Origin of the sequence: Blautia sp. NSJ-175 (assembly GCF_022867815.1) — a bacterium.
GTDB classification, from domain to species: Bacteria; Bacillota; Clostridia; order Lachnospirales; family Lachnospiraceae; genus Blautia; species Blautia celeris.
Genome location: NZ_JALIFQ010000011.1, coordinates 188,631 through 199,864 on the forward strand (window position 1 = coordinate 188,631; position 11,234 = coordinate 199,864).

Below are 11,234 nucleotides of genomic sequence, written 5' to 3' on the forward strand. Positions count from 1 at the left end.
GGAAAAGGGGCGGAATATGAAGAAAGTCGGGATATTAGGCGGAACTGGTGAAATAGGAAAAAGAGTTGTTAAACTGTTGGAGAATCAATATGAGTTGCTAGTTTCCTATCATTCGGTAAAACCATCAGTTACTGCCCATAACCAATATATCCAATTAGATGTAGATATATCTGATGACTTAGAAAGCTTTTGCAGTCAGTGCAGTATTATCGTAAATTGTGCAGGAGCCTCCTTTGTCAATGGAGAAAAGATTGCAAGAGCAGCGGCTAAATATCACATACCTGTTGTGGACCCTTCTGGTGAGGCATTTTTAGAAGACAGAATAGCAGATATAGAGAACGAATCGGTTTATGTGCTTTCCAGTGGCTTCTTCCCAGGAATGACTGGCCTGTTGATGAAATATTTATGTGAGAGCTTAAAGTCAGTAGATTGTATTATGGGGTTGAGCATCACGAATGAAATTCCGAGCAGATCGGCAATCAAAGATTTTATTTTGACAAATACAGCCGGATTTGGAACTGCATTAAACTATTATGAAAATGGTGAATTAAAAAGGGATGAAACACCAATCTACAGGATTGTAGAAAATAAGGAGTATACATTGCAGAACTACTATACGATAGAATTGCAACGGATTACTCAAAAATATAAACCTGAGAGGGCAAACTGGTATTACGCCTCTTTTGGAGAAGAAATCACGAAGTTAATGCAGGAAGCAGTTATCAAATATGGTTTAAAGCAAGGCGATGAGGCACTGCAGCAAAGTATTGATTCTATTATCAAGCTATTTGAAATGACTGGTGGCTCAACAGCAGCATATAACTATATACATATTGAAGTAACAGGTTCAGATAATAATCAGGGTCACATAAGAACTGCGGACGTACATAGTTCATACAGTAGTGATATCAGTTCAATTATAGCCGCTTATACGGTTAAGGCCCTGGTTGAAAAACAACCGGACTTCGGAATTCATTATGCTATGGATATCGTGGATTTAGAAACTGTAATACATGATTTACCACAATTAAATATCGACCTGGTTTTGACCGATAAAATATTGGAGAAAGAGGAAACCTATGAAGAAGGATCAATCTAAGATTCATCTGCTTGGTAATAAAAACGGTAAAAGAATACTTCTCATACATGGGATGGGATTCAATTGGAAGAACTGTTTTGATAAGGTTCTTCATATATTGGGGAAAGATTATTATTTTATAATTCCGGAGTTGCCAGGCCATAGTGCTTCGTCCAGTGGTGCGGTTACTTCTGTCATTCTTAGTGCCGACTATATCAGTACTGCATTGCTGAAAAAGGGAATTAATTATGTTGATACAGTTTATGGCATTTCTTTGGGAGCAAGTATTGCACTTGAACTTGCACTCAAAGGTGATATAAGAATAAAAAAACTGATACTGGACGGCGGACAATATGAATCTATGGGTAATATGAAATACATATACAGCCTTATTATGGCGTGGCAGATGAAGCGGGTTTTGCATGGAAAGCACATGATGAAGTATATGCAAAAACAAATGGGGTATTTACATAACAATGATGTCCAGGTTCTTCAGCCAATGGGGGAGGCCGGTATAATCTTTGGAACATTATTACAGACAGCTCTTGCAGCTTACAAGTATGATATCCGGAGCAGGAAAGAGAAAATATCAATGGAAGTGGTGATTATGTATGGAGGCAATGAAACATATGCCCCCAATTCTGTTGGTTTAATAAGAAGAGTCAGTATTTATCCTCTTAAAGTCCGTGCCTGTGAGAAAATGGGACACGCGGAGGCTCTGAGCAGGAAACCGCAGATAATCTGCAATATGATAGAAGCATAATGGAGGATTAAAACCATGCCGGAAAAACAGGAAGTGCAGGAATGGTACGGCCGGAACGCCAGGGTTATGCACAGTGACAGTGATTGCTTAATAGAACGGTACGAATGCCAGGGAAAGGGTTTGATTGTTACATATAAAGTATTTGAGGGAATGGAAATGGTATTCATGGAGTTTAATTCCGAAGATGCTTTTATTCCAGTAACCCCATACAGCGAGATTCTGGAGATTACCTGTTGCCGCAGGGGGAGAGTTGTCTGTGAATTTGCAAATAATATATGTGCCCATCTGTCGGAGGACCATTTCTGGATTGGCAGCGGGGAGCATCTGCCAGCTTCCTATTATTTCCCCTTCGGTTACTTTGATGCCGTTACTCTGGTGATTGACGAGAAAAAAATGAGTTTGTCCACGAAAAAGATTATGGCGGATTTTTCCATAGACATTAAGGCGATTGAGGAAAAATTATCATTGAACACTGCATGGTATATCAGCAATATTCCTTCTAAATTACAGCGATTGTTTGATGAAGTCTATGAGGCAAAAGGGAAAGAGAGCACTTGCTACTTTGCAATTAAAACGTTGGAACTTCTTTTCTATTTGCAAAATATTGAACGAAATGACGCTGAGAAGGAACAGTATTATCCCAAAGACCAGATCGAGGCAGTCAAAGAAATCTGGAACTACATGATTACTCATTTAGACGAGGAGCGTTCACTTAAACAATTGGTGAAAGAAAAAAATATGGTGACTACCATGTTTCAAACAATATTTAATCACGTTTATGGAGATTCCCCATATGCATTTTTGAAGAAATACAAAATGGGGATTGCGAAAAAGCTGATTTTAGATGGTGAAATGAAAATTGGTGAAATTGCCTTTTCATTGGGGTATTCCAATGCAAGTAAGTTTTCTGTTGCATTTAAAGATGTCTATGGTATTTTGCCAAAAGATTATAGAAAGCTGAGAAGCTAATAAGAATATGGAGAATAAAAATGGGAAAAGAAATAGAAATGCAGCATGTGACATTTTCATATCAGCATAAAATTCCCCAGCTTACTGATATCAATTTAAATATTAAGGCAGGGGAAACGGTGGTTATAACCGGTCCGTCAGGCAGTGGGAAAAGTTCGCTGACCCGAGTTATTAATGGACTGATTCCTTATTTTTATGAGGGCGATTTAAAAGGGACCGTCAATGTAGAGAAACAGCCCCTTTCCAGTTATCCATCCTGGGAGAGGGGGAAGATTATAGGCAATGTGTTTCAGGATCCACGGAGCCAATTTTTTGCCAATGAGGTGGCAGGGGAGATTGCGTTCGGATGTGAGAATTACGGGTATTCGCACGAAGAAATTGTGGCCCATGTCCAAGCTTCAGCCGATAGTATGGGCATAAATAATATATTAAATTATAATATTCGGAACCTTTCCTATGGAATGAGACAGAAGGTGGCGATTGCTTCTGCCGAAGCAATCGAGCCTGAAATTTATGTTATGGATGAACCCTCCGCAAATTTAGATACGGATTCAACAGAGAGATTGGGTAATACAATAAGGAAACTGAAGGAAAAGGGAAAAACAATTCTGATTGCGGAACATAGACTTTATTACTTGATGCCAATTGCAGACAGGTTTCTGTATATAAAAGATGGCCGCGTTATGCATGAATTTACGCAGGCTGAAATCAGGCAGCTGGCCGCGGAAGAAATCCGTAAGCTGGGTTTAAGAAACCCTGACCTGCATACGGTGACTTGTTCTCATATGCCATTTGAAAATAACAGCGATGTGATTTTAGAAGTAAAAGATTTATGTAAAACGTTTGGCAAATTAGTGGTTGCAGACCATATCAGCTTTTCCTGCAGGAGAGGAGAATCTATCGCTATCATAGGTTCCAATGGGATGGGGAAAAGTACAATGGGAAAAATGCTCTCCGGATTATTAAAAGAAGATTCCGGCCGTGTTACTCTGTTTGGAAATAAAAGCAACATAAAAAAGAGGAGGGGAACGGTCTGGTATATTCCCCAGGATCTCGACAGCCAGTTGTTTGGTGAGGATCTGATAGACGAACTGATACTGGGCAGTAAAGAATCACCGGAAATAAGGGAAAAGGCTGGGCAGATATTAACTGAACTGGATTTGTATGAGTTTAGAGAACAACACCCGTCCACTTTGTCAGGGGGGCAAAAACAGAGGCTCGCATTGGCGGTGGCGTTGATGCATGAAGCCCCCATTATTATCTTAGATGAACCAACCAGCGGCCTTGACGGGGTAAATATGAGAAAGGTAAGCCATGTTATTCAGGAACTTGCTGGGAGAGGACGTACAATTCTGGTGATTACCCATGATGCAGAATGTGTGCTGTCTTGCTGCCAGAGAGCAATCAGGTTGGAAGAGGGGAAGGTGACAGACGATTTTGTGATAAATTCTGCCGATTATCTACTGGAGAAAATGGGGTATTGAGCTATCTGTAAGAGGATAAAGTTGTTGAAATTTCGGGCTATTTTCGGGAAGTTATTTTGAAATGGAGTAGAGAACCGCGGATTTTTTCGTTATAATACACTACAGTTAGTAAAATCTAACTATAGTGCAAATATTATGGAATTGGAGGAGCAACAATGAAACAGGAAAAGAACAAGGAGGAAAAAAGGAAAACAGGAATGGCACGTTGCCTGGAGCTGGCATCAGAACACAAAGGGTTAGTGATTATTTCAGGAATTCTGTCTGCATTGGCGGCAGTATGTTCGTTTATACCTTATCTGTCAATCTATTTTGTTATCAGGGAACTGATTTTGGTGTTTCCGGATATGCCTGCAGCAGATATGCCTGCCATTTTGATGTGCGGCTGGTTTGCCCTGGCCGGCATTGCTGGAAATGTGGTACTTTATTTCTGTGCTCTGATGTGTTCCCATCTGGCAGCCTTTGGAACATTGTATGAACTGAAATTAAACTTTGCGGATCATATCACTGCAATCCCGTTAGGATATCACCTGACCATTGGAAGCGGCCGTATGAGGAAAATTATGGACGAGAATATAGAAAGTATCGAAAAATTTATCGCCCATCAATTCCCGGATTTTGTTGCATCTCTTGTGGCTCCGCTTATTTTAGTCATAATTCTTTTGGCTGTTGACTGGCGTTATGGTGTTGTCTCTCTTCTTGGAATTGTGCTGGCCTTTGCCATTCAATTTTCAGGATTCAATGGGGCGGCCAAAGAGAAGATGCACCGTTTTCAGTCTGCCCAGGAAGATATGAATAATGCATCTGTGGAATATGTGCGAGGGATGCCTGAAATCAAAGCCTTTAATCAGACGGCAGATTCATTTAAAAGATTAAGCAGATCCATAACTGATTACACCTCCTTCATATTGGAATATGCCATGGGGTGGAGGAATTGCATGCCGGCGTTTACAGCGATTATCCACAGCATCTATTTGTTGCTGATTCCTGTAGGTATATTGATTGGAAGAAATGTGACAGATTACAGAAACTACTCCCTAACCTTTATCTTTTATTTGATTTTAGTGCCGGCCATATCTGGCATCTTAAATAAGATCATGTTCATTTCGGAGTCATTTACCCAGATTGACGGCAATGTGGAGCGTATGGAAGAAATTTTACATATACCTGTTTTGCCGGATTACAGAGGCGGCGTCAAGGAGCAGGGGAAGGATATTGTCTTTGATCATGTGAGTTTTTCTTATGAAGCTGAAGCAGATGTGGTTGTTAAGGCGCTGGATAACGTATCGTTTCATGCCAGACAGGGAGAGGTGACAGCAATCGTTGGCCCGTCAGGAGGAGGAAAGAGCACCATTGCTAATTTGATTTCCCGTTTTTGGGACGTGACAGAGGGAAATATTCAAATTGGAGGAGTAGATATCCGTGAAATTCCCCTTGCGGAACTGATGAAGCAGGTTGGTTTTGTATTTCAGGACACATTTCTTTTTAAACAAAGTGTTTTGGATAATATTCGGATGGGAAATCCTGATGCAACAGAAGAGCAGGTTATAGAGGCTGCAAAGGCGGCCCAGTGTCACGAATTCATCGAAAAATTGCCGAATGGGTATCATACGGTAATTGGTTCTTCAGGAATCCGCTTGTCTGGCGGGGAACGGCAGAGGATTGCCATTGCCAGGGCCATAATTAAGGATTCCCCCATCATAGTACTGGATGAGGCAACTGCATTTAGCGATCCGGAAAATGAATATTTAATACAGAAAGCTTTTGAGAAATTGATTAAAGACAAAACAGTGGTTATGATTGCCCACCGACTTTCCACGATTCGTAACGCCGACCAGATTCTTGTTATAGAGCAGGGACATCTCATTGAACAGGGAATCCATGATGGATTAATAGCAAATGGCGAAAAATACACGCAGATGTGGAACAGTTATGTAGAATCAGTCAATTGGAAAATCCATACAGGGAAGGCGGTGTAACGAAATGAAATTTTTACAAGAACGACTGTTATTATCTGATAAAGGATATTCAGACCTTAAAAAAGCGATTTTTGCCTGCACATTGACAAACCTGTCCATTATGCTTTCATCTGCGATTCCAATTCTGTTGTTCGGCCAGCTTTTAAAGCCCTTTATGGGGCAGGAGATATCCTGGTCAACTATGTGGGTACTATTGGTGATCGGAGTGCTTGCTACAATCCTGGTCTTTATCGCTGCCAAGAATGATTATAAAAAAACTTACCTTGCGTCATATAAGGAAGCAAGCAACACGCGGTTACGGATTGCTGAACATTTAAGAAGGCTTCCTATGAGCTTTTTTAACACAAAAGACTTGTCAGATATAACTACAAATATGATGGCTGATTGTGCCAGCATGGAATCCATGCTTAGCAGTACGATTCCTCCGCTCATAGCAAATATTATATCGGTTACACTTACATGCGTATGTCTGGCCTTTTTTGACTGGCGCATGGCATTAGCAATATTTTGTACCATGCCTGTCTGCTTCTTTATAATATGGTGCGGCCGTAAACTGCAATTACACCTGTTTGACCAGCAGGTGGGGGTGAAACTGGCGGCGTCCAGTCAGATTCAGGAGTATTTGGAGGGAATCAAGATTATCAAATCCTGTGGCTTGAGCGGAGAACGTTTTCAGACACTGAATAAGGCTCTCCTGGCAATGAAAAAGACGGCAATTAAAGTGGAATTGGCTTCAGGTATTCTTGTGCAATGTGCGAGCCTGATTTTACAGGCAAGCCTGGGAATCACTATATTTATCGGTACAGTCCTGATTACAGGTGGACAGATTGAATTATACCCCCTCCTGGTTTTATTGATGTTTTCTACACAAATTTATGGACCGATATTATCTATCCTATCACAGCTTACCAGTTTGTTCCATCTGGGAACGGTTACAAAGCGGATGCGTATACTGCTGACAACACCGGCAATGGAGGGAGAAGAACAGGACATTAAGGATTATGATATCGAGTTAAATCAGGTTACATTTGCCTATGGAAAAGAAGATGTAGTAAAAAATGTTTCGGCAAAAATAAATACAGGTAGCATTACTGCCCTAGTTGGACCGTCCGGAAGCGGAAAGAGTACCCTGGCAAAACTCATTGCCCGCTTTTGGGATGTAGATAAAGGTACTGTGACAATCGGCGGTAAGGACCTGAAACAAATTGAACCAGAATATTTAATGCGTAGCATGTCATTTGTTTTTCAGGATGTGACCTTATTTAATGACACGGTATTTAATAATATTAGAATTGGAAATATGAATGCCAGTGATGAGCAGGTTGTATCGGCTGCAAAAGCAGCTCATTGTGATGAGTTTATCAGACGGCTGCCGGAGGGGTATGACACGATCCTTGGTGAAAATGGCAGTACCTTGTCAGGCGGAGAGAGGCAGCGTATTTCCATTGCCCGCGCACTATTAAAAAATGCTCCCATTATTCTGCTGGACGAGGCAACCGCTTCCCTTGACCCGGAGAACGAGGTATTGATTCAACAGGCCATTGCCAGACTTGTAGAAGGGAAAACAGTTATAATGATTGCCCATCGTCTGCGGACAGTAGTAGATGCCGACCAAATCCTGGTATTGAACGAGGGGGAACTGATGGAACAGGGGACACACAAAGAGCTTCTTGAACAAAAAGGACTGTACAGCAAATTATTCTACATACAGCAGGAAAGTCTTGGCTGGTCAGTCTAAGGTGTTACTTAAAATATGGACAGTTAAAAAGATAAGGAAGTGATTCTATGTTAAATAAAAATGATACTCGGTCTATGTTGCTTCATGACAGCCCGCAAAGTTTAGTATTAAAACTTAGCGTACCTGCGATTATCGGCATGGTGGTTGTTGGGCTTTACAATTTTATGGATGGAGTTTATGTCGGACAAATGGTAGGAGATAACGCTATGGCAGCGGTTTCTGTGTCCTATCCATTTACGCTTGCCAATAGTGGGATTTCCACGCTCATCGGTATCGGCTCCGCTTCAATCCTATCCAGGGCGATTGGAAAAAGGGATCAGTCTACAATTGACAAGATAATGGGAAATCTGATCGCCATGAATTTGATTTTTTCTCTTATCATCATGGCGATAGGCATGATTTTTACGAAACAGATTTTAATGCTTTCTGGTGCAAGCGGAGAAATTCTGGAGCTGGCACTCCGGTATTTACGCATCATCTTTGCAGGCAGTCTGTTTGTCAATTTTGCACAGTCCTCAAATATGATTATGCGTGGTGAGGGATTGTTGAAACAGGCAATGCTCTTTAGCGCCGGTTCCGCTATCATGAATATTATACTTGACCCGATTTTCATTTTACTTCTAAAACCTTATGGCATGGGAATTGATGGAGTTGCATATGCAACAGTGGCTTCGCAGGTTGCGTATGCAATGGCTTCTCTTTGGTATTTTAAGCGAAGGAGTAAGACTGTGAGAATCAATGCAATTCGCATTGAAAGAACGCTTTTCTCGGAAATCATCGGAGTAGGTTTTTCTGCGATGCTGATGCAGGTGATGATGCTGGTCCAGCAAACCGCACTTTATAATCTTGCGGCGCAGCATGGAGGAGATACATGGCAGATTATACTCGGCGCAACATACCGGGTAGTGTCTTTTGCATTTATTCCTTTATGGGGGCTTTCCCAGGGATATCAGCCGGCGGTCGGAACCAATTATGGTGCAAAACAATACGACCGGGTAAAGCACATCACGAAAGTGTTTGCAATCACAGCAACTTTATTAGCGCTTATTTTCTATTTGCCGATTATGTTAGTACCGAATACAATTCTCTCTATGTTTATTACAACGCCGTCCGTAGTGGAACTGGGAGTAGGGGATTTCCGTCTGTTCTTCCTGTCATATATTTTATTAGGAGTCTGGATTGTGGTTCTGACCCTGATGCAGTCTCTCGGAAGAGCTACAAAAGCGAGTGTTCTGGTTATTTTACGCCAGATAGCCATTTACATACCAGCAGCCATCATCATGCCTTATATTGCCGGATTTGGTGTACATGGCGTATTTGCTGCTCCGTTTATTACGGATGTGATAGTATTTATTGTTGCGGTTGGTATGATGATAAATGAGTTTAGAAGAATGGATGCGTTAAAAGCTTCAGGGAAGTAAGAAATCTGTTTTTCTAAACAGTATCGAAACACAGGAGGTGATGCAGCGCTGAAACTTCATGAATCAGGAGAGAATTATCTGGAAGCGGTGTTAATTCTGCAAAAGCAAAAAGGTATGGTACGTTCGGTTGATCTCGCCCGGCACATGGGGTATGCCAAACCCAGCATCAGCCATGCAGTGACGGTTCTACGTAATGGCGGTTATTTGACAACGGACACTGACGGCTATCTTCATTTAACCGTTGCGGGCCGTGAAATAGCTGAAACAATATTTGAGCGTCACCAATTCTTTACGAATCAGCTTATTGATGCCGGAATCGACCCTGCCATTGCGGAAGAAGAGGCTTGCCGGCTGGAACATGCAATCAGTGATGAGACATTCCAGAAACTAAAAAGACATCTGTTAAGAAAAGAGGAAGATGAAAACACACATTGATTAGAGGTGAACAGAACGTATGATACACCAGGTTTATTCCATAGCAGAAGAAATTAAAAGGCTGCGCGAGGAAAGAGATATGACACAGGAAGAATTAGCTGAGTCAGCTGAAATTTCGTTAAGCCACTTAAGCAAAGTGGAGAGTGGTTCCAGAATGATTGGTATGAAAACATATAGCAAAATTTTGTACGCGTTAAATGCAGTCCCCATTATGATAACGGAAACAGAAAAGAGCGAAATACATTCCGATTTAGTGTTGCGTCTATTATCAATATTAAAAGAATGCTCGGAAGTGGAGGTGGAATTTTTATTGAATACTGTAGAAACAATAAAAAACAATATGGATATCATAAGAAACCACGAAAAGAGTAGTGCTGGGAATCATAAGAGAAATACACATCATAATTATCCAGCATATGAAGCCAGAAGAACTGTTTAAATTACAAGTTGATGGGGCTGTTGCAAAATAGTTGAGAAATCAGTTATGGAACCGCAGCTCTCCTTATTCATGCATAAAAGAAGAAAAACGGTCTCCGTACGCTTTCATATGTTAAAATATAAACTAGATTCGATGCTGGCTCTATGCTGGGACAGTGTGGACTGGTTTTGTAATTTTATTTCCGTATCAACATATCATTACCATGAACTAGTAAAACATAGAAAAAGTCACATGAAACGTGAAAATATTTACGTAATACAAACCATGGAGGGGCTGCTAACCACTAATCAAAATGAAATTGTAAAATAAGAGAAGTATGCAGGAATATCCCTGATTGACACTACAAGGTTAATCAGGGATATTTATATTTTAGTTTATGACTATCATTTTAATCGTGTATAAAAGTTTTTCGTCAAGCAATACAACAGCCGTATTTTTCAGCATGGCTCTTCCAATAGAAATACGGTGCTTTTCACCACCGGATAAAGTAGAACCACCCTCACCAATCATAGTATGAAAGCCTTGGGGCTGCTCCATAATGAAATTATAGCAGTTTGCCAATTTTGCTGCCTGTTCAATTTCTTCATGAGTGGCATTTTTTTCCATAGCGTATATTGTTTGCAATCGTATCCTGAAATAAATAAACCTCCTGAAATACCACAGAAATTTTCTTCATCAATTTTTCGGGGTCAATGGACTGTCAGTCAATGGATAAAAAGAGAAAATCATCGTAGAATAGGTTCATACACATCAAATGATTTAGTTATGTATAACTGATGTGGTTACTGAATTGGATAATTCAGGTTTGTACCTTGCTACGAAAATAAAACACGTAGCAAAAAACTGAACCTTGACAACAAATGTTTTCAACAATTATGAAAGCATCACTATAAAGCAGTCACAGTATTGGCTGCCTGTAGTGAGAGATTGA

General features: G+C 40.7%; 9 protein-coding genes and 1 pseudogene. 9 read left to right on the plus strand and 1 reads right to left on the minus strand.

Annotated elements, in window-relative coordinates; translation table 11 throughout:
- Positions 1-16 precede the first annotated feature (16 nt).
- The 9 genes from MUB35_RS18110 (at position 17) to MUB35_RS18150 (ending at position 10,303) form a co-directional block, all read left to right on the plus strand.
- Positions 17-1,099 (plus strand): NAD-dependent epimerase/dehydratase family protein, encoded by a 1,083-nt coding sequence (locus tag MUB35_RS18110; protein WP_008726155.1) that lies wholly within the window; start codon positions 17-19, stop codon positions 1,097-1,099.
- Positions 1,080-1,841 carry an alpha/beta fold hydrolase gene (locus tag MUB35_RS18115; protein WP_006567737.1) on the plus strand — a complete coding sequence of 254 codons (762 nt, stop codon included), beginning with the start codon at positions 1,080-1,082 and terminating at the stop codon, positions 1,839-1,841. The genes MUB35_RS18110 and MUB35_RS18115 overlap by 20 nt, the downstream gene beginning before the upstream one ends.
- A 15-nt stretch (positions 1,842-1,856) precedes the next feature.
- Positions 1,857-2,810: a helix-turn-helix domain-containing protein gene (locus MUB35_RS18120; protein ID WP_244806577.1), complete on the plus strand. Its 954-nt coding sequence runs from the start codon at positions 1,857-1,859 to the stop codon at positions 2,808-2,810.
- A gap of 38 nt (positions 2,811-2,848) precedes the next feature.
- A complete protein-coding gene (locus MUB35_RS18125) occupies positions 2,849-4,294 on the plus strand; it encodes an ABC transporter ATP-binding protein (protein WP_330688300.1) in 1,446 nt (481 codons plus the stop codon).
- A 155-nt stretch (positions 4,295-4,449) separates the two neighbouring features.
- Positions 4,450-6,270: an ABC transporter ATP-binding protein gene (locus MUB35_RS18130; protein WP_006567734.1), complete on the plus strand. Its 1,821-nt coding sequence runs from the start codon at positions 4,450-4,452 to the stop codon at positions 6,268-6,270.
- A 4-nt stretch (positions 6,271-6,274) separates the two neighbouring features.
- Entirely contained in the window at positions 6,275-8,008 is a 1,734-nt protein-coding gene (locus MUB35_RS18135) for an ABC transporter ATP-binding protein (RefSeq protein ID WP_006567733.1), read from the plus strand.
- Between the two features lie 47 nt (positions 8,009-8,055).
- A complete protein-coding gene (locus MUB35_RS18140) occupies positions 8,056-9,429 on the plus strand; it encodes an MATE family efflux transporter (protein ID WP_006567732.1) in 1,374 nt (457 codons plus the stop codon).
- A 48-nt stretch (positions 9,430-9,477) separates the two neighbouring features.
- Complete coding sequence (locus MUB35_RS18145; protein WP_008726159.1) at positions 9,478-9,864, plus strand: metal-dependent transcriptional regulator; 387 nt, start codon at positions 9,478-9,480, stop codon at positions 9,862-9,864.
- 19 nt (positions 9,865-9,883) lie between these two features.
- Entirely contained in the window at positions 9,884-10,303 is a 420-nt protein-coding gene (locus MUB35_RS18150; protein WP_006567730.1) for a helix-turn-helix domain-containing protein, read from the plus strand.
- A gap of 408 nt (positions 10,304-10,711) precedes the next feature.
- Here the strand turns inward: MUB35_RS18150 and MUB35_RS18155 are convergent.
- A pseudogene (locus MUB35_RS18155) lies at positions 10,712-11,003 on the minus strand (ATP-binding cassette domain-containing protein); the annotation flags it as partial.
- Between the last annotated feature and the right edge of the window lie 231 nt (positions 11,004-11,234).